The following is a 22,530-nucleotide window of genomic DNA, read 5'->3' as shown; positions in this document are numbered from 1 at the left end:
GTGTAAATCAGACTCTTCTGTATTTTCCGTACAACATGTACACAAGAGGTAAACCCCATAACTGGCCGCTAAGAAAACCAGAAAAATAATAGTCGTAGGCAAAATGATGGGAAACAAACAGTGTCGCAAGCACCACATAGACACCGCCGAAGAATGACATATACATCATCGGCTCCATCTTTTGTGCCCTCATATAGAGCGCGTAGGAATTGATCGGGATCTGCATAAGCCATATCAATGCCAAGATCAGAAGGGAAATTGCGCTGGCAATTCGATTGAGAAGAAATCCGAGTTCTTGATGGAATAACCATGCGGCAGCAAAGAAAACCAAAGTTCCGGCAACATATGTCAGCAATGAAAGCAGCAGATTCCTGTTGAATAAGGCATTTAGCTCTTCGTATTTTCGCTCGGACATCAGCATGTTCATTTTTGGCGTAATGATGACCATCCATGTATTGGCTATGCCGAATATTGCCATCCAGATGGCAATACTGAGGCCGACTTTTCCCGCTTCAATGGGACCATACTCATAGAAGGCCAGTGGCGTAAACATCTGGAATATGAAATAGCCACTGATCCAACTAACCGCGTATTTCCACAGAAGCGGAAATATCTCCTTACCCCAACGATACGCCCCCCCCCTTCCCAACATCCATATCTGCCTGAAGGTATCACCAAAGAGTCGGATAATTCTCACAACCACATAGATACCCGAAAGCAGACTGGCCAATGCCAGCGCATAAAGCTCCAAACCACCAATGAGTCCGGCAATGAGAATGGCGGTTGAGATCAGTGCAGACTGGTACCTGATTTTCTGTATCACTCCCACGCCGTTGCATCCTTCAAGGCACGCCAGAGCAATGCTGTTGAAAAACACTAGAACAGAGGCAAGACAATACAAGAACCACGGACCTTGCCACCCAAGCGACGTATTACCCTTGTTCAACACAGCGTATCCGACCAGCGCAATGACCGGAAATACAGTTACGGCGGCCATGCCTCCCCATTTCAAGGCAAACACAAACAGCGACGCCATCTTCCTAACCTGTGCATCACTTCCGACAAACCGCTTTTGCGCGTCAAATGAAAGGTGGGCAAATTCATGGGCAGCAAATTGCAAAATCAACGTGGAAAAGCCGAGGTCGGCAAACAGGGTCAATGCAGCCAGCCCCATGATGGAAAACCAGTACCCTTGCGCCTCCGGGCTCAGATACAGCGGAAGCACAACGAGCAGCACTGGCCCTGCGATCAATCGTGCTATCTGATTGAAGAATGCCTGTTTGAAATCGTTATTGAACAATGGGCTTCCCCGCGCATTCAGAAAATGGTTGCCTGCGCTGGACCGCGCGTACAGCCTGTAACCGCCGACGTATCGAATGAAAGAAGCATCTGGGTTTGAAAGGAGCTGGTTGAAAGTAGCGCGTAGTTGACACCAGCGCGGCACTGATTATCCCGTGCTTTTTCGGCACCTTCAGCATGAAAACGTCAGGTATCCCGTTCCGTGGTCTTGCCTGCGCTTCTGGCGGCTCTAGAAGGGGCTCCCTATATCTGAACCTGTAGAGGGCGTAGAGTGCTCGTACTTCACTAAGGACCACACCATGGCAACCAAAAACCCCAAAAAACCCGTACCCAAGGCCGAACCCCAACCCCAACCTTCCGTCAAGGACTCCGCCCAGCAGATCTGGCAAGCGGGCCTGGGCGCATTCACGCGCGCCCAGGTTGAGGGAACCAAGGCCTTTGAAGCTTTGGTCAAGGAAGGCATCAACATCCAGCGCAAGACCCATTCCGCTGCCGAAGCAAAAATGATGGAAGCGGCTGGCAAGATGACCAGCCTGGCTTCCGACATCACCAGCAAAGCGTCGGGCCAGTGGGACAAGCTGGAGAACATCTTTGAAGACAGGGTGTCCAAGGCCCTGGGCAAACTGGGCGTTCCTACCGCCAAGGAAGTGAACGAGCTGATGGCCCGCATCGATGAACTCAGCGAAGCGGTATACAAGCTCACCGTTAAGACACCGACAACCAAACCGGCCCCGGCTAAGGTGGCGCGCAAGGTTGCCAGGAAGACACCTGCCAAGGCGGCTTCGACGCCCAAGCCACCCAAGGCATAAGCCTCTCCCTCATCAAGGCGCCTCGGCGCCTTTTTCTTTGCTGCAGAGCAATATCCCTGTTTACATAAGCCATCTACACTTTGCACAACCACATCGTCACCAAGGCGTCTGCAAGAACATGGCAAAAAAAGCTCCTCGCCGAACCGCCGAGCGCATTCTGGAAGTGACGCTGGAGCTGTTCAACCGCTTTGGCGAACCCAATGTCTCCACCACGCTCATTTCGTCCGAGATGGGCATCAGCCCTGGCAATCTGTACTACCACTACCCCGCCAAGGACGAGCTGATCAATGCGCTGTTTGACCGGTACGAGGTGGCGCTCAACGGGCTGCTCAACGCCAGCGACAACGTGCGTGATGTGGAAGATGCCTGGTTCTTCATGCACAGTTTGTTTGAGCTGATCTGGCAATACCGTTTTCTGTACCGCGACCTGAACGATCTGCTGAGCAAGAATCGCCGGCTGGAAACGCATTTCCAATCCGTACTCAAGAACAAGACCCGATCTGTGAAGGCCATGCTGGACAGCATGAACCGCTCGGGAGCCATCCGCATCGACCAGCGCGAAATGGAGCCCACCGCGACCAGCATGGTCGTGGTGCTGACCTACTGGCTCAGTTTTGAATATGTGCGCGATCCGCGCAAGGCGCTTGAGCCGGAAAGCGCCCAGGCTGCACTGTTGCGGGGTGCGCACCATGTACTCAATCTGCTGGCGCCGTATCTGGAGGCGGGTCAACGGACCCATCTGCTGAGTCTTGTCGGCGCCTACGCAGGCAATGTAGACCACTGAAAGACGCAACATGGGCCGATGGACCGCATTCAAACCTCGTGGGCACTTCAGTTACACCAGTCAGACCATCAAGAAGCAGTGGGCACGGTTGCATGCCGCCGACTGCGTGCCTCTCCCCGACGACGCAGACATTCTGGAAGCGTGGACGCTGTTTCACAACGGCTATTTCGAAGAGGCCTGCCAGCTGGGCCTGGCGTTAGACGGTGCGGGCACTACCGTTGCCAACAAGGCCACCTGTGTCTACGCCACATTGCTCGAGCCCAATGAGCCTGAGCGACTGTGTCTTTTGCAATCCGCTTGCGAGCGCGCCACGGCACACACGCTCAGCACTCCAGAAGATCCCAACGCACACTATCTGCTGGCCTACGCCCTGAGCCGCTACAGCCGGGGCATCAGTGTGGCCCAGGCTCTGGCCCAGGGACTGGGTAGCCGCATCAAGAATGCGCTGGAGACGGCCATCGCACTGCAGCCCCGGCATGCCGACGCCCACTTTGCACTGGGCGCCTTCCATGCGGACATCATCGACAAAGTGGGGCCCCTCATAGGCAACATGACGTATGGCGCCAAACGCGAAACCAGCCTGCAGCTATTCCAGAGCGGCTTTGCGCTGCACCCGCACTCCCCCTTCGGGCTGGTCGAGTATGCAGCTGCCCTGCTCATGCTGGAGGGTGACACCCAGCATGCCCAGGCCACCAAGCTCTACCGACAAGCAGCAGCCCTCAAACCGCTGGACGCGCATCACTACCTGAAGATTTCGCTCGCCAAAAACGGCGTCCCGGGCTAACTCTCATCGGTGGTTTTCACTCGCCTTAAGATACAGGGTAAACACTGATCCGCGGGCAAGCCCGCTGAACGGTCCGATTTCAACTTTCGCCCGGAGAACCCATGTCAGATCTGAAGACCCTGTTTGAAACCGCTGTTGCCAACTCCAAATCCCTGACAGAGCGCCCCGACAACAGCACGCTGCTCAAGATTTACGGCCTGTACAAGCAGGCAACGGCTGGCGACAACGTGGACAAGAAGCCCGGCTTCTCCGACATGGTGGGTCGCGCCAAATGGGAGGCTTGGGATAGCTTCAAAGGATTGACCAGCGACGCCGCCATGCAGCAGTATGTGGACCTGATTGACTCCCTGAGCTGAGCTGAACACTCTGCGCCCAGACATAGCGCCTCTTGCAGGCGCTATTTTTTTGTCCCGCCCGTCTTCAGCAGGGAGTCCAGATTCTTGACGATTTCCGCCTCGATCTTGTCTTTGAACGCACCCAGCAGAAAGCCGAGCTTGGCTTGCAGTACAAACCGGTCCTTGGTCACTTGCAAGGTGCCATTGACGCCGGATCGGGTGAAGTGGATGGTGTCCTCCGCCTTGCCCTCGGCATAGGCGCATTCCATGCCGAATTCGTTTGTTGCCTGTTCTGCCCATGCGTGCGCCACCTTGCGCGCCGCTGCCATTCCGAGCGTGTGCTCTCGGAATATGTGAAGATCCGCCATTGCCCTCATCCTTCAAGTAATCAACACCATGTACAAATTCAAATCTCCGGCCACTGGTGACCTGATCATGCTGGAGCCCAACGGGCGCCAGATCCTGACCATCCTCGGACGCAGCGACGCCGCGTCGCAGGCCAAAGGGATTTTGCTACCCGAGCATATGCCAGAAGCCATTGCGGCCCTGGAAGCCGCGATCCAGGCCGACGAAGATCAAAAGGCGCAGTTGGTGAAAGAAGCGCTGGCCAAGGGTGAAGCGGCGCCGCGTTTTGAAGGCATCTCGTTGCGCCAGCGCGCGGTTCCCTTCATTGACATGATCAAACGCTGCATCAAAGAGGAAAAGGAAATCGTCTGGGGTGTCTGAAATGTCCCAGCCAACTCATTTGTAGCTGCGGATATCGTCAATCACCTTGCCATCGTTGGGCAGGGTACCAGGGGCATGCAGCTCCACCGTGCCACGCAGTTTGGTGACATCGCGGATCGCTTCACCGATGCGCGCGGCCAAGGCCGCGTCCGTGGATGCGGACTCCACCTTGAGCGTCATCACATCATTGGCCATTTCACCACTCACCACCAGTCGGGCACGCCGCAATTCCGGGAAGCGCTTGACCACTTCGTCCACTTGCTTGGGGTGCACGAACATGCCGCGGATCTTCGTGGTCTGGTCCGCGCGCCCCATCCAGCCTTTGATGCGGGTGTTGGTGCGCCCGGTCGGGCATTGGCCCGGCAGCACGGCAGACAGATCACCGGTGCCAAAACGGATCAACGGGTAGGTCGGGTTGAGCGTGGTCACCACCAGTTCACCCACCTCCCCTTCCACCACCGGATCGCCCGTGCCGGGCCGCACGATTTCGACAATCACGCCCTCATCCAGCACCAGACCTTCGCGCGCAACGGTCTCGTATGCAATCAATCCCAGATCAGCCGTGGCATAGCACTGGTACCCGTCAATGCCGCGTGCGGTGAACCAGTCGCGCAAGGAGGGAGGGAAAGCCTCCCCGCCAAACATCGCCTTCTTGACCGTTGGCAAATTCACACCCAACTCGGCCGCCTTCTCCACAATGATCTTCAGAAAGCTGGGCGTACCGATATAGCCCGCCGGCTGCAACTCGCGCATGGCCTGCACCTGCTGCTCGGTCTGGCCGGTCCCCCCCGGGAACACGCTGCACCCCAGGGCATGCGCACCGGTTTCCATCATGGAGCCCGCTGGCACGAAGTGGTAGCTGAAGGAGTTGTGGATCAGCTCGCCGGCGCGGAATCCAGCCGCATAGATGGCACGCGCCATGCGCCAGTAATCCCGCGCTGTACCTTCGGGTTCGTAAATCGGCCCAGGGCTGGCAAAGACGCGCGTCATGGATGCACCAAAGGCCACGGCGCTGAAGCCACCAAACACATCACCTCCTGCAGCACGCGCCGCCTGCTGACGCTCCTGCAACTCCGACTTGCGGATCACAGGCAAGCGTGCCAATGCATCCCGACTGGTCACCGCAGCGGCGTCCACATCGGCCAACAAAACCGCAAACGCCGAAGATGATTTCTTGGCATGGGCAACCTGCGCCGGCAGTGCAGCCAACAACGCAGCCTCACGCTCTGCCGGCGAACGCGTCTCCAACGCATCAAATGTGTCACTCATACCCGAATCTCCTCATACAACCCATCACAGATCGGCGTGGCGGCAAAGCGCAGCAAGCCGCCCCAACAGAAACACCGTGGAACCGGCTTCGCCGGGCCACCGGTGTTGCCCCCTGCAAGGGGGAAAGCGAAGCGACACGCAGTGCGCGCAGCCGGGGGGTGTTCCTCAAGCCAACCACCGCTTGCGCCGCTTGTAACTCTTCACATCCTTGAAGCTCTTGCGCTCCCCGCCACCCATGCCCAGGTAGAACTCCTTCACGTCTTCATTGCTGCGCAAATCGGCTGCAGCTCCATCCATCACGACGCGGCCGGATTCCATGATGTAGCCGTAGTCCGCATACTTGAGCGCCATGTTGGTGTTCTGCTCAGCCAGCAAAAAGGTCACGTTTTCCTTGGCATTGAGGTCTTTCACGATCTCGAACACCTCTTCCACAATCTGCGGCGCCAAACCCATGGATGGCTCATCCAGCAACACCATGCTGGGGTTGGCCATGATGGCGCGCCCGATGGCACACATCTGCTGCTCGCCACCCGATGTGTAAGCTGCCTGGCTAGTGCGGCGCGTCTTGAGGCGTGGAAAGTAGGTGTAGACCTTCTCCAGATTGGCGGCGATCTCGGCCTTGCTCTTGCGGGTGTAGCCGCCGGTCAGCAGGTTGTCCTCGATGCTCAGGTGGGCAAAGCAGTGCCGACCCTCCATGACCTGCACCACCCCGCGCCGCACCAGGTCGGCAGGCGACAGATTCTCGATGCGCTCGCCGCGCAATTCGATGGACCCTTTGGTCACCGCCCCACGCTCTCCGGCCAGCAGGTTGGAAATGGCACGCAAGGTCGTCGTCTTGCCCGCCCCATTGCCCCCCAGAATAGCCACGATGCCTCCTTCGGGCACCTGCAGGGACACGCCCTTGAGCACCAGGATCACATGGTTGTAGATGACCTCGATGCCGTTGACGTTGAGAACAATGTTGTTAGGTTCACTCATAGCGAAATTTCCATAGAGACCAGTTGAAAGACCCGCGCTGCGGCCCTTTCAACTGGCGGCCCGACCGGACCACCAGACACGCATCGCACTAGCGAGCGCAGCGAAGCGTGACCTCCAGAACACCGCGGAACCGGCTCAGTCGGTCCGCCGGTGTCGCCCCCTGCAAGGGGGAACAGGCGACACGCAGTGCGCCTGGACGGGGGTGTATCAGGACTGACAATCGGAAGCTTCGCGCCGGGTCAGCTTCTTGTCGGCCAGGTACTTGTCGGCACCCACCTTGACCATGGGCTTGATGATTTGCTCATCGGCCTGGTACCAGTCTGCTCCCACATTCCACTTGGTGCCGTCCCAGGTTTCGACACGTGCCCAGGTGGAACCCATGTGGTCGGCACAGCTGGTGCTGATGGGGCGGATCACGCCGGTCAATCCCAACGCCGCCAGCTTCTTGTCATCCAGCGCCAGGTTTTCCAGGCCCCAGCGCACTTGTTCGCCGGTCATGACCTTGCCCTTGCCAAAGCGCTCTTGCGCGCGGCGCACAGCTTCCACGCCCAGGGCCTGGATGATCACGCCGCGGGTGTAGAGCACCGAACCGACTTCTTCCTTGGGTCCGGTGCCTTGGCCCTTGTCATGCACGTACTTCAGGATGTCCTGAATCACCTTGGGTTGGGTGCCGGACGTATTGAGTGCCAGCGCGCTGTAGCCCTTGGCGCCTTCGCCCACATCCTTCACGTCGGGCTCGGCACCGGCCCACCACACGCCATACATCTTGTCGCGCGGATAGCCCGTGGCCTGGGCTTCCTTCAAGGCAGTGGAGTTCATCACGCCCCAGCCCCACAGCAGCACATAGTCAGGACGGTTCTGGCGCACCTGCAGCCAAGCCGCCTTCTGGTCCACGCCAGGCGCTGTCACCGGGATCAGGCCCAGATCAAATCCCAGCTGGCGCGCACGTTCCTGCAGCAGCGGAATGGGCTCCTTTCCAAACGGGCTGTCGTGGTAGACCAGGGTGATCTTCTTGCCCTTGAGCTTGTCCAGACCGCCTTCCTTCTTGCCCAGGTGCTGGATCAGGATGTCGGCGCCGGTCCAGTAGCTGCCCATCAGCGGGAAGTTCCATTTGAAAGCCTGGCCATCCTGTGCCACCGAGAGGCCGTAGCCCAGGGTGATCAGCGGCACCTTGTCGTTCACCACTTTTTCGGTCAGGGCAAAGGTGATGCCGGTGGCTTGCGGATCGAACAGTGCCACACCAGGCTTGCTCTTGAGGCGCTCATAGCACTCCACGCCACGGTCGGTGGCGTAGCCGGTTTCGCACTCCTCATAGGTGATCTTCACGCCATTGATGCCGCCGTCCCGGGCGTTGATCATCTTCAGGTAATCCTGCTTGCCGTTGGCCCATGGCACACCATTGGGCGCGTAGGGACCGGTGCGGTACGACAGCAGGGGAAAGAACTGCTCCTTGGCCTGGGCGAAGGCGCTGTTCGCCGCCAGACTGGAACCAATGACCACCACCAGGGCGGCCGAGCGGGCTAGGGCATGAAGCTTCATTTGTCTCTCCTAAAGTTAGTGTTGAAGCACGGAAAAAATCGGACTACGGAAATCAATGCGGGAAGGGCCAGAGTCGTAACTTCTGCTTGCCAATCGCCCACAGCTTGGCCAGGCCGTGGGGCTCCACAATCAGAAACCACACGATCAGACCGCCGAACACCATGAGCTCCGCGTGGGAGATGCTGGCGGTGGAGATCTCGAACCCCAATGCGCTCGTGACGGCTGGAAGAATCTGGCTGAGTGCAATGGGCAATATCACGATGAAGGCTGCACCAAAAAAGCTGCCCATGATGGAACCCATGCCGCCGATGATGACCATGAACAGCAATCGGAACGACTGGTCCACCGAGAACGCTGCAGGCTCCCAGGCACCCAGATTGATAAAGGCCCACAGGCCGCCGGACACGCCTACGATGAACGAGCTGACCGCAAACGCGCTGAGCTTGGCGAACATGGGGCGAATGCCGATCACGGCTGCGGCCACGTCCATGTCACGGATGGCCATCCATTCCCGTCCGACCGCACCCCGCACAAGGTTCTTGGCCAGCAATGCAATGACGGAGAGCAGCAACAGGCAGAACCAGTACTTTGCCGCAGAGCTCTCCAGCGAGAAGCCGAACACCTGCAGGTTGTTGACCGACACCGAGCCGCTGGAGGAGTTGTTGGTGAACCACTGCACGCGCAGGAACAGCCAGTCGGCAAAGAACTGCGCTGCCAGCGTGGCAACGGCCAGATACAGCCCCTTCACCCGCAAACTGGGCAGGCCAAACACCATGCCAAACAGCATGGCACATACGCCGCCCAGCACCAGTGCCAGGATCAGCGGCATGCCGTCAATGCGGACAAAGAAGTTGTACGCCGCATAGGCCCCCACCGCCATGAATGCACCCGAGCCCAGTGAAATCTGACCGCAATAGCCCACCAGAATGTTCACGCCGACGGCGGCCAGTGACAGGATGAGAAAGGGAATCAGGATGGCGCGGAAGATGTAGTCACTGGCCAACATGGGCACGATGACAAAGCCCACGACCAGCAGCACCAGCATGGCAATTCGGTCCTGCAGGATCGGCAGTATCTGCTGGTCCGCGCGGTAGCTGGTTTTGAATTGGCCGTTTTCTCTATAGAACATTTTCTTTCTCGCAATCTTTTGTCTTCGACCCGCTTCGCTTAACTTTGCTGCGCAAAGTTAGTCTGCGACGAAAAATAATTGAGTGCGTATTTCATACGCGGTCAATTATTTTTTCGCCGAACAACCCTTGCGGACGGATGAGCAGGAAACCCAGCGCCAGCACATAGGCAAACCAGATTTCAATGCCACCTCCCACAAACGGCCCGAGGTAGACCTCGGACAGCTTCTCGCCCACACCGATGATCAGTCCGCCCACGATGGCGCCCGGTACGGAAGTGAGTCCGCCCAGAATCACCACCGGCAAGGCACGCAATGCCACCGTAGTCAGCGAGAACTGGGCGCCCAGCTTGCTGCCCCAGATCATTCCGGCCACCAGCGCGACCACGCCAGCCACACACCACACAATCACCCAGATGCGGTTGAGCGGTATGCCAATGCTCTGAGCCGCTTGGTGGTCATCGGCCACGGCACGCAGTGCGCGGCCGGTGGCTGTCTTCTGGAAGAACAGGCTAAGCAGCGCCACCAGGGCAGCAGCGATGATGGCTGCGTAGAAGTCTTCCTTGTTGATGAGGACGCCGCCCTCGAAAGTGCTCTCCAGAATCATCACCGGGTCTTTGGGCATGCCGATGTCGATCTTGTAGACGCTGCTGCCAAACAACGACTGGCCCAGGCCTTCCAGGAAATAGGTGATGCCCAGCGTGGCCATCAGCAAGGTGGTGCCTTCCTGGTTGACCAGATGGCGCAACACCAGCCGCTCGATCACCCAGGCCACCACAAACATCACGGCACCGGCAGCAATGAAAGCCACCAGGTTGACCGCAAAGATCTCGGTGATACCCAGCGCCGGAATCCACTCCGAAAAGCGCGCCATCGCCAATGCCGCAAACAGCACCATGGCGCCCTGCGAAAAGTTGAACACGCCGGACGCCTTGAAGATCAGCACAAAGCCCAGTGCTACCAGCGAATACAGCATGCCGGCCATCAGGCCGCCCAGCAAAGTTTCCAGAAAAAATGCCATGGTCGTCTTCCTTAGTGGGATGTGCCGAGGTACGCGCTGATCACGTCTTCGTTGTTGCGCACTTCATCCGGCGTGCCGTCGCCGATCTTCTTGCCGTAGTCCAGCACCACCACGCGGTCGGAGATGTCCATCACCACGCCCATGTCGTGCTCGATCAGCACCACGGTGGTTCCGAATTCGTCGTTCACGTCCAGCACGAAGCGGCACATGTCCTGCTTCTCTTCCACGTTCATGCCGGCCATGGGCTCGTCCAGCAGCAGCACCTGCGGCTCCATGGCCAAGGCCCGGCCCAGGTCCACCCGCTTTTGCAGGCCGTAGGGCAACTGCCCCACCGGTGTCTTGCGGTAGGCCTGGATTTCCAGGAAGTCGATGATGCGTTCCACCGCCTCGCGGTGCATGATTTCTTCGCGCTCGGCCGGCCCCAGGCGCAGGGCCTGCATCAGGATGTTGCTTTTGATCTTGAGGTTGCGCCCGGACATGATGTTGTCCAGCACGCTCATGCCCTTGAACAGCGCCAGGTTCTGGAAGGTGCGGCCGATTCCCATGCTGGCCACCTGGTGGCTGTCCATGTGGCTGAAGGTCTGGCCACGGAAGGTGATGGAGCCGACCTGCGGGCGATAGACGCCATTGATGCAGTTGAGCATGGAGCTTTTGCCGGCACCATTGGGGCCGATGATGGAGCGGATCTCGTGCTCCTTCACGTTGAAGGAAATATCCGTCAATGCCTTCACGCCGCCAAAGCTCAGGCTGATGTTCTTGACGTCGAGGATGACGTCACCGATTTTCTTTTTACTCATGGTGCTGTGCGTCTCTCAGGCCGCGGCCTTGACCGGGGTAAATGTCTTGGCGTCATCGATGCGCAGCGTGGCGCTCACACTGCCCGTACGCCCGTCCTCGAACTTGACCACGGTCTCAATGAACTGGCTGGTCTTGCCCTCGTAGAGCGCATCGACCAGGGCCTTGTATTTATCCCCGATGAAGCCGCGGCGGACCTTGTTGGTGCGCGTGAGTTCGCCGTCGTCGGCGTCCAGTTCCTTGTGCAGGATCAGGAAGCGGCTGACCTGGCTGCCCGCCAGCAGCGCATCGGCGCTGAGGTCGGCATTGACCTTTTCCACACATTCCTTGACCAGTTGGTAGACCTCGGGCTTCTGCGCCAGATCGGTATACCCGGCGTACGGCAGATTGCGGCGTTCGGCCCAGTTGCCGACCGCATCAAAGTCGATGTTGATGAAGACGCAGACCTTCTCGCGACCGTCGCCATAGGCCACCACTTCCTTGATGTGCTGGAAGAACTTGAGCTTGTTCTCCACATACTTGGGTGCAAACATGGCGCCATCGAAGTTGCCACCCTTGAGCCGCCCCACATCCTTGACGCGGTCGATGATCTTGAGATGGCCATGGGCATCGATGAAGCCGGCATCACTGGTGTGGTACCAGCCGTCGGCCGTGAGCACCTCCGCTGTGGCCGCCAGGTTCTTGTAGTACTCCTTGAGCAGACCGGGCGACTTCACCAGGATCTCGCCGTTGTCCGCCACCTTGATCTCCACACCGGCGCAGGGCACGCCCACGGTGTCGGCGCGCGCCTGGTTGTCGGGCTGCAGGCAGACGAACACCGCAGTTTCAGTGGAGCCGTAGAGCTGCTTGAGGTTGATGCCGATGGAGCGGTAGAAGCTGAACAGGTCCGGACCAATCGCTTCGCCCGCGGTATAGGCCACACGCACACGGCTGAAACCCAGGGTGTTGCGCAAAGGGCCATACACCAGCAGATTGCCCAGCGCATACCGCATGCGGTCCCACAGTCCCACGGACTCGCCATCCATCAAGGCCGGCCCCACCTTGTGCGCCACGGCCATGAAGGCATGGAACATTTTGCGCTTGATGGCACCGGCATCCTCCATGCGGATCATCACGCTGGTGAGCAGCCCCTCGAACACGCGGGGTGGTGCGAAGTAATAGGTCGGTCCGATTTCCTTCAGGTCTATGGTTGCGGTGGCGGCGGACTCAGGGCAGTTCACCACGTAGCCACAGGCCAGCCACTGCGCGTAGCTGAAGATGTTCTGGCCAATCCAGGCCGGTGGCAGATAGGCCAGCACCTCTTCGGCACTGGTGAGCTTGTCAAACTCGGCCCCGGCACGGGCGCGGTTGAGCAGCGAGTCATGGGTGTGCACCACGCCTTTGGGGTTGCCGGTGGTGCCCGAGGTGAAAAACATGGCGCCCACATCATCGGGCCGGGTCTTGGCCACTGCTTCCTTGAAGAATTCGGTGTGCAGCGCGGCAAAGGCTTTGCCCCGCGCCTGCAGTTCATCCATGGACGCCAGGCCCGGCTCTTCGTAATTGCGCAGGCCGCGCGGGTCGTCAAAAAAGATACGTGCCAGCTGCGGACACTGCGATCGGATTTCCAGCAGCTTGTCGACCTGCTCCTGGTCTTCGGCAAAGGCGAACTTCACTTCCGCGTTGTTGATGGGGAATACGCACTCCGGAGCCGCCGCATCCTGGTACAGCGGAATGGGCACCGCACCCAGCGCTTGCACCGCCAGCATGGTGGCGTACAGGCGCGGGCGGTTGGCACCGATGACCACCATGTGGTCGCCGCCGCGCAGGCCGGCCTGATGCAGACCGGCAGCCAACTCCTCGACCATGGTGGCCAGGCCCGACCAGCTCAGGGTCTGCCAGATGCCGTATTCCTTCTCGCGCATGGCGGGCTCCAGCGGTCGTTGCGCTGCGTGCTGCAATAGCAGTTGCGGGAAAGTCGTTCGCATGCGAATCCTCGTGTCTCTTGTCGGCCCTGTCAATGGAAGCGGGGTCATTCGAATTAAGCGCGATTATTGAACTGGCATTGACGTCAAGTTGTCATTCGGACGACAATCTGCACACTTCTTGGTAGGTGTTTTCCCTTCACTTATTCGCAACTTACAGATTCCCATCGCACCACCATGGCCACCGACAGCCCACTTCACCAACGCAGACGGCCTTTGACCACGGCCGAGCTGGACGCCATCCCCTGGCTGGGCCTGCTGCAGCCGGACGAACGCCAGCGCGCGGTGGACGATCTGCGCATCTCCGAAGCCCAGCCCGGCGAGTTCGTGTGCCGCATGGGCCGCCCGGTGACGTACTGGTTCGGCGTGGTGGATGGCCTGTTGAAGATGAGCACCGACAACGCCGAAGGCCAGACGATGACCTTCACCGGTGTGCCGCCCGGCGGCTGGTTTGGCGAGGGCACTGCCCTCAAGCACGAGGCCTACCGCTACAACATCCAGCCGCTGCGTACCAGCCTGGTAGCGGGCTTGCATGTGGACACGTTTCACTGGCTGCTGGACCACTCCATCGGCTTCAACCGCTTTGTCATGAACCAGCTCAACGAGCGGCTGGGCCAGTTCATCGCAGCCCGCGAGATCGACCGGCTCAACAACCCAGACATCCGCGTGGCGCGCAGCCTGGCCGCGCTGTTCAACCCCACGCTGTACCCCGGTGTGGGCCAGGTGCTGCGCATCACCCAGCAGGAGCTGGCCTACCTGGTGGGCCTGTCGCGCCAGCGCGTGAACGAGGCACTGACCACGCTGGAAGCCCAGGGCTCCATCCGTGTGGAATACGGCGGCCTGCGTATTCTGGATTTGCAGGCGCTGCGTTCGCAGCTTTTTTCCACCCGGAGGTCGCGCTGATGGCTGAGCTGTTGTCCCTGTATCCCGCGCTCGGACATGTGACGCCGCCGCTGCCGGCATTGGGCGACGAGGGCAAACCCATCCAGGTTCCGGCAGACACGGTGCTGTTTGGTGAACGTGCGCCCTGCCAGGGCTTCCCCCTGGTGCTGGAAGGCGAGGTCAAGGTATCGCGCCACTCTGCCGATGGCCGCTCGCTGGAGCTGTACCGCGTGGTTCCCGGGGAGCTGTGTCTGGTGTCCAGCGCCAGCCTGTTTCGCATGACACCCATGGCTGCCCAAGGCATCACCACCCGCCCCACCCGGTTGCTGCTGATTTCCCCACCCACCTTCATGCAGTGGCTGGAGACGCCAGCATTTCGCAACGAAGTGCTGGGCCTGTTTGCCGAACGCATGGCCGACCTCACCGGGCTGATCGATGCCGTGGCGTTTCAGAAGCTGGATCAGCGGCTGGCCGCCACCTTGCTGGGCCGCGGGCAGAACCTGGCGCTCACCCACCAGCAGCTTGCCGACGAGCTGGGCACGGTGCGCGAAATCGTGTCGCGGTTGCTGCGCCGCTTTGAACGCGAGGGCTGGGTGGAGTTGGCACGCGAGCACATCACCATCCGCGACAGCCTGGCCTTGCGCACCCTGGCAGGTTCGCAAGCGGACTGAGCTCCAGGAGACAGCGGCCTGTGACACAAGTCACAGACTTTGGGCGGGCATCGGGATTCAATGCGTCCATCTACCACTCTTGACGGACAAGGACACACCATGAAAACCAATGAAGGCACCCTGGACCGCGCACTGCGCATCGCAGCCGGACTGATCCTGTTGGCACTGACGCTCACCGGCACCATCGGGCTGTGGGGTTGGATCGGTGTAGTTCCGTTGCTGACCGGCGCCATTGGCATCTGTCCGCTGTACTCGGTGCTGGGAATCCGCACCTGCCCGGTCAAAAACTAGACAGCTTCGGTCACTGCGGGCACCCCGATAGGGGGCATGCCAAAGGTACGCCCGTAAAATGGGCCGGATCGTCCACCTGGCACCGCACATGACCGAACCCAAAGCCCCTCCCGTATTCCGCCGCGCAGCGCCCCCCGCGGGCCGCGCGCCCATTCCGGCGGGGCAAACCAATACGGCGGCCATCGGCCCCAACGGCACCGTGCGGCTGAACAAGCGCATGGCCGAGCTGGGCATGGCATCGCGCCGCGAAGCCGATGACTGGATCGCCAAAGGTTGGGTCAAGGTCAATGGCAAGGTGGCAGAAATGGGCATGCAGGTGCTGCCCGACGTGCGCATCGAAATCGATCCCAAGGCCAAAGGCCAGCAGGCCAATCTGGTCACCGTCCTGATCAACAAGCCCATCGGCCTGGTCAGCGGCCAAGCCGAAGACGGGCACGAGCCCGCCATCACCCTGGTGCAGCCGCAAAACCGTTGGCAGGACGATAACGCCCGCTTCTTCTTCCATCCCAGCCAGCTCAAGAGCCTGGTGCCTGCCGGGCGCCTGGACATTGACTCCACCGGCCTGCTGGTACTGACACAGGACGGCCGCGTGGCGCGCCAGTTGATTGGCGAAGACGCCGTCATGGAAAAAGAGTACCTGGTGCGCGTGGTCTATACCGGCAAAGACAATGCGGCTGCTGCCACTTCCGCAGCGGCCACCTATCCGGCAGCCCCCACGCAACTGAGCCGGATTGATGACGACGACCCCGTCAGCAGCGATGTGCAGAGTGTCTTTCCCGCCGACAAGCTTGCGTTATTGCGCAATGGCCTGAGCCTGGACGGACAGAAACTCAAACCCGCCCGGGTAGAGTGGCAGAACCCCGAACAACTGCGCTTTGTCTTGACCGAAGGCAAGAAGCGTCAGATCCGGCGCATGTGCGAGCTGGTGGGACTGAAGGTGGTGGGCTTGAAGCGCGTACGCATTGGCCGCGTGATGCTGGGCAACTTGCCGGTAGGCCAGTGGCGCTACCTGTTGCCGCACGAAAAATTCTGAAAACCGTCGGTCAGCTTTTCTTGACCGGCAGTGGCTGGAACGGCACGGTGTCCTGAAAGTCGGTCTCGGAATCCTTCTTGACCTCTTCCTCATGGGCACGCAGGGTGTGCTCCCACAAGCCCCAGGCGGTATCGGTATTGCTCTCCGTGGCGTCCGGTACCGGCAAGGGATCCAGAAAATGCTCTTTTGCGGCAGGCGCATCACGCCGCGGATCAGCAGGTTTGGACTTGTCTGGGGGGGTTGCCATGGTGCTATTTTGCATGAAATCGCCGAATCCCATAGGCCCTTGAAATGTCGCTGACCAGCCCCATATCCGCTGAGCTTTGGCCGCAGGGCCATATCGAACCGTCAAAATCCCCTGTTTTGGACAACTATTGAATTTATGAGCAAGCAAACCCTCTCCTTTCAGGCCGAAGTTGCACAACTGCTGCACCTGGTGACCCACTCGCTGTATTCCAACAAGGAAATTTTTCTGCGCGAGCTGATCTCCAACGCATCGGATGCCTGCGACAAGTTGCGCTTTGAGGCCATCAACAACAGCGCCCTGTACGAGAACGATTCCGAACTCAAGGTCAAGGTGGTGCTGGACAAGGACGCCAAGACCCTCACCATCACCGACAACGGCATTGGTCTCTCCCAACAGGAAGCCATCGACAACCTGGGCACCATCGCCAAGAGCGGCACCAAGGACTTCGTCTCCAAGCTCACAGGCGACCAGAAGGCAGACTCCAACCTGATCGGCCAGTTCGGCGTGGGCTTCTACTCCGGCTTCATCGTGGCCGACAAGATCACGGTGGAATCCCGCCGTGCCGGTCTCAAGGCCGACGAAGCCGTGCGCTGGGTGAGCGATGGCGGCGCCAGCGGTGGCGGCGCCTTCGAGGTGGAAACCATCACCCGCGAAGCACGCGGCACCAGCGTCATCCTGCACCTGCGCGAAGACGCACTGGACTACACCCAGAGCTGGAAGGTCAAGGGCATCATCAGCAAGTATTCCGACCACATCAGCCTGCCCATCCAGATGGAAAAGGAAGAGTGGAAAGACGGCGAGCTGATCAACCCCAGCGACGAGAACGGTGGCCGCCAGCCCGGCGCCATGGTCAAGACCGGCGAGTGGGAAACTGTCAACAAGGCCAACGCCATCTGGGCGCGTGCCAAGAAGGACGTCACCCAAGAACAGTACGACGACTTCTACAAGCAGATCAGCCACGACTTTGAAGCGCCGCTGGCCCACACCCACAACCGTGTGGAAGGCAGCACCGAATACACCCAGCTGCTCTACATCCCGTCCAAGGCCCCCATGGACCTGTGGAACCGCGACAAGAAAGGCGGACTCAAGCTGTATGTGAAGCGCGTCTTCATCATGGACGACGCCGAAGCGCTATTGCCCAACTACCTGCGCTTCGTCAAGGGCGTGGTGGACTCCGCCGACCTGCCGCTCAATGTGAGCCGCGAACTGCTGCAGGAAAGCCGTGACGTGCGCGCTATCCGCGAAGGCTGCACCAAGCGTGTGCTGTCCATGCTGGAAGACCTGTCCAAGTACGACAAGCCCCCGGTTGCAGGCGCCGATGGCGTGACCGACGTGCTGTCCGATGAAGACAAGGCCAAGGAAGGCAAATACACCAAGTTCTATGCCGAATTCGGCGCAGTGCTCAAGGAAGGCCTGGGCGAGGACTTCGGTAACAAGGATCGTCTGGCCAAGCTGCTGCGCTTTGCCAGTACGCAGAGCGATACGCCCGCCGTGTCCCTGGCGGACTACAAGGCGCGCATGAAGGAAGGCCAGGAGGCCATCTACTACATCACCGCCGACACGCTGGCCGCCGCCAAGAACAGCCCGCAGCTGGAAGTCTTCAAGAAGAAGGGCATCGAAGTGCTGCTGATGACCGACCGCGTCGACGAATGGGCGCTCAACTACCTGCATGACTTCGATGGAACGCCGTTGCAAAGCGTGGCCAAAGGCTCAGTGGACCTGGGCAAGCTGCAGGACGAGGCCGAGAAGAAGGCCGCAGAAGAAGCCGCCGAGGCCTTCAAGCCGTTGCTGGCCAAGCTCAAGGAAGCGCTCAAGGACAAGGCCGAGGACGTGCGCGTCACCACCCGTCTGGTGGACAGCCCGGCCTGCCTGGTGGTGCAAGACCACGGCATGAGCACGCAGCTCGCCCGCATGCTCAAGCAGGCTGGCCAATCTGCGCCCGAAGTCAAGCCGGTGCTCGAAGTCAATGCCGAACACCCCCTGGTGAAGAAGCTGGACGGCTCCGTGCATTTCAACGACCTGGCCCACATCCTGTTCGATCAGGCCCTGCTGGCCGAAGGCGGGTTGCCGGAAGATCCGGCTGCGTACGTGAAGCGCGTCAACGCATTGCTGGTGTAAACCTGTACGCGGCGCGACCAAGCAAAAGGGGCCTTTCGGCCCCTTTTGTTTTTTACCCGGTACCTGGTGCTATAGCGCCGCCAGCACCGCCTGCAGCACGCTGGCCCCCAGTCTGCGGGATCGTTCTCCGTTCCAGCCCACCAGCGGGTCGGGCAGGTTGGCGTTGTCCTTGAACGGCATCTCGATGGTGAAGGCCAGGCAGCCAAACTGCTGCGCAATCCAGTTGGTTGCCAGCGTGGGGTTGGCAGCACCGGGCGCCACTTGGCCGTAGTTCTTCTCGTCCTGGAAGTCGGGGCAGCTTGCCATCCAGGCCGCCTTGAAGACGCTCTCGCGATCGGCAATGCGGGGTGAGTAGTCCTTGGTGCCTTCCGATCCCACAACGAAGTTGTACGGAAGTACTTCGTCGCCATGCACGTCCAGGCACAGGTCCACACCGGTGTCCAGCATTTTCTGGCGCACCAGATACACCTCGGGCGAGCGTTCCATGCTGGGCTCCAGCCACTCGCGATTGAGGTTGGCGCCCGCCGCATTGGTACGCAGATTGCCCAGCACGGCGCCATCCGGATTCATGTTGGGAACCACGTGGAAGATGCACTGCTGCAACAGGGTGCGGCTGACGGAATCCGCCGTGTCCAGCAGGCGTTCCAGCAGCCCTTCCACAAACCACTCGGCCATGGTCTCACCGGGATGTTGGCGGGCGATCACCCACACGTTTTTCTTCTCGGCCAGAGGTGTGCCGCTATCGCCATCGGTGACATGCAGCAGGGTCATGTCGCGCCCCTGCACGGTCAGCCCCAGATGCTCCTGCGTCACCAAAGGCGAAGCCGACGCCGAGCCCAGCATGTCCAGATGCTGCTCCCAGGAGTACGGCTCGAAATAGGCGAAATAGATGCAACCGGTTTCGGGCCGCACGCGCGCCGTCATTACCTGGCCGTCAAATTCGGTGTCGATACGGAACCAGTGCTGGCGATCATGGCTGGCCATCACGCTATAGCCTTCCCAGCCCTTGGGGTAGGCACACTGGCCGGCATTCAGAAACCGAAGCACCAGCTGCTGGCCCGCAGCCCCCTGCACACTGAAGTGAAACCACTGGGCAAATTCGGCCGCGCTGTCCTTGCGGATGTGCAACTGGATGTCGCGCGGGTCGGCGCAGCTTACGACGTCAATGGAGCCCGAATCAAAAGCGGTGGAGATGTGCAGAGAAGACATGAACAATGGCTTTCACGATGGAGAGTGCGGTGCGTCAGGCACGAGCGGCCATTGTAGGGACAGGCCATACGTGCGACGGACCGCGCAATGCCCCTGATCAGCAACGGGTTAATTCAGCAACCAAATTGCACACAATTTAATTGCGAACTATATTAACGCCATGCCAAACACGAACATCACTTCAGACCAGGCACTGATGCTGGAAAACCAGCTCTGCTTTGCGCTCTACTCCACCTCGCTGGCCATGACCAAGCTGTACAAGCCGCTGCTGGCCAAGCTGGGGCTCACCTATCCGCAGTACGTGGTCATGCTCGTGTTGTGGGAGCAGGACGGTCTGATGGTGTCCGAGATCGGCGAGCGCCTGTTTCTGGATTCCGGCACCCTCACGCCGCTGCTCAAGCGCCTGGAAGCCAGTGGTCTGGTCACCCGGGTCCGCGATGCGGGTGACGAGCGCCGCGTGCACATCAAGCTCACCGCCCAGGGCCGCGCGCTCAAGGCCAAGGCAAAACCCATTCCCGGCTGCATTGCCGCGCAGGCGCAATGCGACATCCCCGAGCTGCTGGCGCTGAACCAGCAGCTCAAGACGCTACGCCAGCGCCTGTCCGCCTAGTTTTTCAACCCACCTCAACCAAAGGAACTTCCATGCCTACCAAACTCGACAAAGTGCTCTACACCGCCCACGCCCACACCGTTGGCGGACGGGATGGCCGCTCCGTGACCGACGACGGCCTGCTCGACGTCAAGCTGACCCTGCCCAAAGCCATGGGTGGCGCCGGCACCGGCACCAACCCCGAGCAGCTGTTTGCCGCCGGTTACTCCGCCTGCTTCATGGGTGCCCTCAAGCACGTGGCCAGCCTGAAGAAGGTGGCTGTGCCTGCCGACGCCGCCATTGACGCCAGCGTGGACATCGGCCCCATTCCCGCAGGTTTCGGTATCGCTGCGCGCCTGGTCGTCAGCCTGCCCGGACTGGACCGTGCTGTTGCTCAGGACCTGGTCGACACCGCCCACCAGGTGTGCCCCTACTCCAACGCCACCCGCGGCAACATCGAAGTGGAACTGACACTGGCCTGATGCGCAGATGGTCCGGACTGCAGAGTGCAGGACCGGACCATCGCGGTTCAACTGGCGTCCACCAGCTTGACCAGTTGCCCCGGCTTGGGTTCCCCACCGCCATAGAAGCCATTGACCAGGCGCAACTGCTGCTCCGCATGGGGCAACGGTGAGCGCTTGGCCAGCTCGGCAAAACCGCCCTTGGGATAGGGCACCAGCTTGATGCTCCAGGGCTTGGCCGCTTGCCGGTCCTGCGCCGTCATGGCGCGAAAGCTGGACTCTGCCTCCCGCAGTGCGCTGCGGTTGGCCTGCAGCGTAGCCGCATCCTTGGCTGCGTACTGCAACGCATACATATGGTTTTCCGGGCCACTCACCAGCGTGAACTCCAGGCCCAGGTTCTGACCTTGCTCGTTCTGCCGCACACCTGTGAAGTGTGTGGCCTGCAAGCCATTGAGCGTGGTGGCTTCGCTCTTGCCCTGCGTGGGCTTGAAGCCGTTGCGAATGACTTCCGCATGGGTCTTGCCCACAGCAGGCGGCACCGGCTTGATCAACAGGGCGGCATCGGTCGCCGCATTGACCAAGGCAACTTGTTGCGACTCGTTCTGGATGGTCCACGCGGCCGGAGCCGTGACCGCAATGTTCAGACCACCATGGTAGAAATTGCGCCCGCGCACCAGCCCCTGATCAGCACTTTCACCAAAAGCCAGACCGGCTACCACCTGCAAGTAACGGCTGCGCCCGTCATCGGCATAGGTGGAGCTGGCGCCGTAGCTATCGGCGGTCTGTTTGATCTGCTGCAGCCGCTGGTCATTGGACGGGTGCGATGCCAGCCAACCGCCGCCAGTCGGCGCAGGCCGGCCTTCGGACTTGGCAACGTCTACTGCGTAGCGCTCCTGGTTTTTCAGCACGGTGATCACGTCCACCATGTTGTGCGGGTCGTAGTGGTTGCGTGCCAGGTATTCGGCACCCAGACCATCGGCCTGCAACTCCTGCTCGCGCCCATAGGAGGCGATGTAGCCCGCAGCCACGGTTTGCGACACCTGCCCGGCCATCTGCCCGGCGCCCGTTACGCCTTGCGACTCCAGCACCAGCCCCAGGATGTTGGCGGCAAACACGCCCAGCCCGGCATGCTGCTGGCTGGTGGCACGTTGCGCTCCATGGCGCGCAGTGACGTGGCCAATTTCATGGCCTATCACGCCAGCCAGATCCGCTTCGCTTTCCATATAGGCCATGATGCCGCGCGTCACATACACATAGCCGCCGGGCAAGGCAAAGGCATTGATTTCCGGGCTGTCGAGCACGGTGAAGTGCCACTGCAGATTGGCGCGGTGCGAATGCGCCGCCAGGCGCTGCCCCAGCGCATTCACATAGTTTTGCACCGCGGGATTGTTGTAGACGGTGTATTCCTGCAGCACCTGCTGGTGCCCCTTGGCGCCTTCGGCTACCTCCTGCTCTTCGCTCATGGCGGAGAGCTCGGTCTCGCCACTCACCGGATTCACCACGGCGGTGCCGCAGGCGATCAATGTGCAGACCAGCAAGGCTGCGGCAATCCACTTCAGTCGCATAGCGTCCCTTTTGTACCCATCAACTCGATGGCCGGATT

The 22,530-nt window shown here is 60.2% G+C and carries 24 protein-coding genes; 12 read left to right on the top strand and 12 right to left on the bottom strand.

All coding sequences use genetic code 11. The annotated features are described in order from the left end of the window. Positions 1-7: 7 nt before the first annotated feature. Positions 8-1,300, bottom strand: a complete 1,293-nt coding sequence (locus tag AAGF34_RS10965; protein ID WP_342620638.1) for a hypothetical protein — start codon at positions 1,298-1,300, stop codon at positions 8-10. 298 nt (positions 1,301-1,598) lie between these two features. Between AAGF34_RS10965 and AAGF34_RS10960 the strand changes: the two genes are divergently transcribed. From AAGF34_RS10960 to AAGF34_RS10945, 4 genes are all read left to right on the top strand, one after another. Then, complete coding sequence (locus AAGF34_RS10960) at positions 1,599-2,108, top strand: phasin family protein (RefSeq protein WP_342620637.1); 510 nt, start codon at positions 1,599-1,601, stop codon at positions 2,106-2,108. 118 nt (positions 2,109-2,226) lie between these two features. Continuing rightward, complete coding sequence (locus AAGF34_RS10955) at positions 2,227-2,892, top strand: TetR/AcrR family transcriptional regulator (RefSeq protein WP_342620636.1); 666 nt, start codon at positions 2,227-2,229, stop codon at positions 2,890-2,892. 10 nt (positions 2,893-2,902) lie between these two features. Continuing rightward, positions 2,903-3,676 carry a hypothetical protein gene (locus AAGF34_RS10950; protein ID WP_342620635.1) on the top strand — a complete coding sequence of 258 codons (774 nt, stop codon included), beginning with the start codon at positions 2,903-2,905 and terminating at the stop codon, positions 3,674-3,676. 101 nt (positions 3,677-3,777) lie between these two features. Beyond that, positions 3,778-4,032: an acyl-CoA-binding protein gene (locus AAGF34_RS10945; RefSeq protein ID WP_342620634.1), complete on the top strand. Its 255-nt coding sequence runs from the start codon at positions 3,778-3,780 to the stop codon at positions 4,030-4,032. A gap of 41 nt (positions 4,033-4,073) precedes the next feature. On the opposite strand, the gene AAGF34_RS10940 is transcribed toward AAGF34_RS10945, so the two are convergent. Further along, a complete protein-coding gene (locus tag AAGF34_RS10940; RefSeq protein WP_342620633.1) occupies positions 4,074-4,379 on the bottom strand; it encodes a polyhydroxyalkanoic acid system family protein in 306 nt (101 codons plus the stop codon). 28 nt (positions 4,380-4,407) lie between these two features. Between AAGF34_RS10940 and AAGF34_RS10935 the strand changes: the two genes are divergently transcribed. Continuing rightward, a complete protein-coding gene (locus tag AAGF34_RS10935) occupies positions 4,408-4,737 on the top strand; it encodes a DUF1840 domain-containing protein (protein ID WP_342620632.1) in 330 nt (109 codons plus the stop codon). A 15-nt stretch (positions 4,738-4,752) separates the two neighbouring features. Here the strand turns inward: AAGF34_RS10935 and AAGF34_RS10930 are convergent, their stop codons facing one another. The 7 genes from AAGF34_RS10930 to AAGF34_RS10900 form a co-directional block, all read right to left on the bottom strand. Continuing rightward, positions 4,753-6,006: an AMP-binding protein gene (locus tag AAGF34_RS10930; RefSeq protein ID WP_342620631.1), complete on the bottom strand. Its 1,254-nt coding sequence runs from the start codon at positions 6,004-6,006 to the stop codon at positions 4,753-4,755. Between the two features lie 165 nt (positions 6,007-6,171). Next, positions 6,172-6,984 (bottom strand): ABC transporter ATP-binding protein, encoded by an 813-nt coding sequence (locus AAGF34_RS10925; protein WP_342620630.1) that lies wholly within the window; start codon positions 6,982-6,984, stop codon positions 6,172-6,174. Positions 6,985-7,191: 207 nt separating this feature from the next. Next, positions 7,192-8,523 (bottom strand): ABC transporter substrate-binding protein, encoded by a 1,332-nt coding sequence (locus tag AAGF34_RS10920; RefSeq protein WP_342620629.1) that lies wholly within the window; start codon positions 8,521-8,523, stop codon positions 7,192-7,194. A 52-nt stretch (positions 8,524-8,575) separates the two neighbouring features. Then, positions 8,576-9,652: a branched-chain amino acid ABC transporter permease gene (locus AAGF34_RS10915; protein WP_342620628.1), complete on the bottom strand. Its 1,077-nt coding sequence runs from the start codon at positions 9,650-9,652 to the stop codon at positions 8,576-8,578. Between the two features lie 91 nt (positions 9,653-9,743). Then, positions 9,744-10,670 (bottom strand): branched-chain amino acid ABC transporter permease, encoded by a 927-nt coding sequence (locus tag AAGF34_RS10910; protein WP_342620627.1) that lies wholly within the window; start codon positions 10,668-10,670, stop codon positions 9,744-9,746. Between the two features lie 11 nt (positions 10,671-10,681). Then, complete coding sequence (locus AAGF34_RS10905) at positions 10,682-11,467, bottom strand: ABC transporter ATP-binding protein (RefSeq protein WP_342620626.1); 786 nt, start codon at positions 11,465-11,467, stop codon at positions 10,682-10,684. Between the two features lie 15 nt (positions 11,468-11,482). Then, the gene (locus tag AAGF34_RS10900) at positions 11,483-13,429 is read right to left on the bottom strand and encodes an AMP-binding protein (protein ID WP_342620625.1); all 1,947 of its coding nucleotides are present in this window, start codon (positions 13,427-13,429) and stop codon (positions 11,483-11,485) included. A 174-nt stretch (positions 13,430-13,603) separates the two neighbouring features. Here AAGF34_RS10900 and AAGF34_RS10895 point away from each other — a divergent pair, with 174 nt between their 5' ends. The 4 genes from AAGF34_RS10895 (at position 13,604) to AAGF34_RS10880 (ending at position 16,303) form a co-directional block, all read left to right on the top strand. Continuing rightward, positions 13,604-14,329, top strand: a complete 726-nt coding sequence (locus AAGF34_RS10895; RefSeq protein ID WP_342620624.1) for a Crp/Fnr family transcriptional regulator — start codon at positions 13,604-13,606, stop codon at positions 14,327-14,329. Then, a complete protein-coding gene (locus AAGF34_RS10890) occupies positions 14,329-14,979 on the top strand; it encodes a Crp/Fnr family transcriptional regulator (RefSeq protein WP_342620623.1) in 651 nt (216 codons plus the stop codon). Before AAGF34_RS10895 ends, AAGF34_RS10890 begins: the two co-directional genes overlap by 1 nt. 99 nt (positions 14,980-15,078) lie before the next feature. Continuing rightward, the gene (locus AAGF34_RS10885) at positions 15,079-15,270 is read left to right on the top strand and encodes a DUF2892 domain-containing protein (RefSeq protein WP_342620622.1); all 192 of its coding nucleotides are present in this window, start codon (positions 15,079-15,081) and stop codon (positions 15,268-15,270) included. Positions 15,271-15,358: 88 nt separating this feature from the next. Beyond that, entirely contained in the window at positions 15,359-16,303 is a 945-nt protein-coding gene (locus AAGF34_RS10880; protein ID WP_342620621.1) for a pseudouridine synthase, read from the top strand. A 10-nt stretch (positions 16,304-16,313) separates the two neighbouring features. Here AAGF34_RS10880 and AAGF34_RS10875 read toward each other — a convergent pair whose 3' ends face one another. After that, the gene (locus tag AAGF34_RS10875; protein WP_342620620.1) at positions 16,314-16,550 is read right to left on the bottom strand and encodes a hypothetical protein; all 237 of its coding nucleotides are present in this window, start codon (positions 16,548-16,550) and stop codon (positions 16,314-16,316) included. 135 nt (positions 16,551-16,685) lie between these two features. Here AAGF34_RS10875 and htpG point away from each other — a divergent pair, with 135 nt between their 5' ends. Then, entirely contained in the window at positions 16,686-18,668 is a 1,983-nt protein-coding gene (gene htpG, locus AAGF34_RS10870) for a molecular chaperone HtpG (protein ID WP_342620619.1), read from the top strand. A 69-nt stretch (positions 18,669-18,737) separates the two neighbouring features. Here htpG and AAGF34_RS10865 read toward each other — a convergent pair whose 3' ends face one another. Continuing rightward, on the bottom strand, positions 18,738-19,877 hold the full coding sequence (locus AAGF34_RS10865) for a M14-type cytosolic carboxypeptidase (protein WP_342620618.1): 1,140 nt from the start codon (positions 19,875-19,877) through the stop codon (positions 18,738-18,740). Positions 19,878-20,037: 160 nt separating this feature from the next. On the opposite strand from AAGF34_RS10865, the gene AAGF34_RS10860 reads away from it, so the two are divergent. Further along, entirely contained in the window at positions 20,038-20,487 is a 450-nt protein-coding gene (locus tag AAGF34_RS10860; RefSeq protein ID WP_342620617.1) for a MarR family transcriptional regulator, read from the top strand. A gap of 32 nt (positions 20,488-20,519) precedes the next feature. Beyond that, the gene (locus tag AAGF34_RS10855) at positions 20,520-20,948 is read left to right on the top strand and encodes an organic hydroperoxide resistance protein (protein WP_342620616.1); all 429 of its coding nucleotides are present in this window, start codon (positions 20,520-20,522) and stop codon (positions 20,946-20,948) included. Between the two features lie 47 nt (positions 20,949-20,995). Here AAGF34_RS10855 and AAGF34_RS10850 read toward each other — a convergent pair whose 3' ends face one another. Continuing rightward, positions 20,996-22,492, bottom strand: coding sequence for a M48 family metalloprotease (locus tag AAGF34_RS10850; protein WP_342620615.1), 1,497 nt, complete (start codon positions 22,490-22,492; stop codon positions 20,996-20,998). Between the last annotated feature and the right edge of the window lie 38 nt (positions 22,493-22,530).

This window comes from Rhodoferax sp. GW822-FHT02A01, from assembly GCF_038784515.1.
Lineage (GTDB): Bacteria > Pseudomonadota > Gammaproteobacteria > Burkholderiales > Burkholderiaceae_C > Allorhodoferax.
The sequence above is the reverse complement of the archived record's forward strand: the minus strand, read 5'-3'. Positions and strand labels throughout refer to the sequence as shown.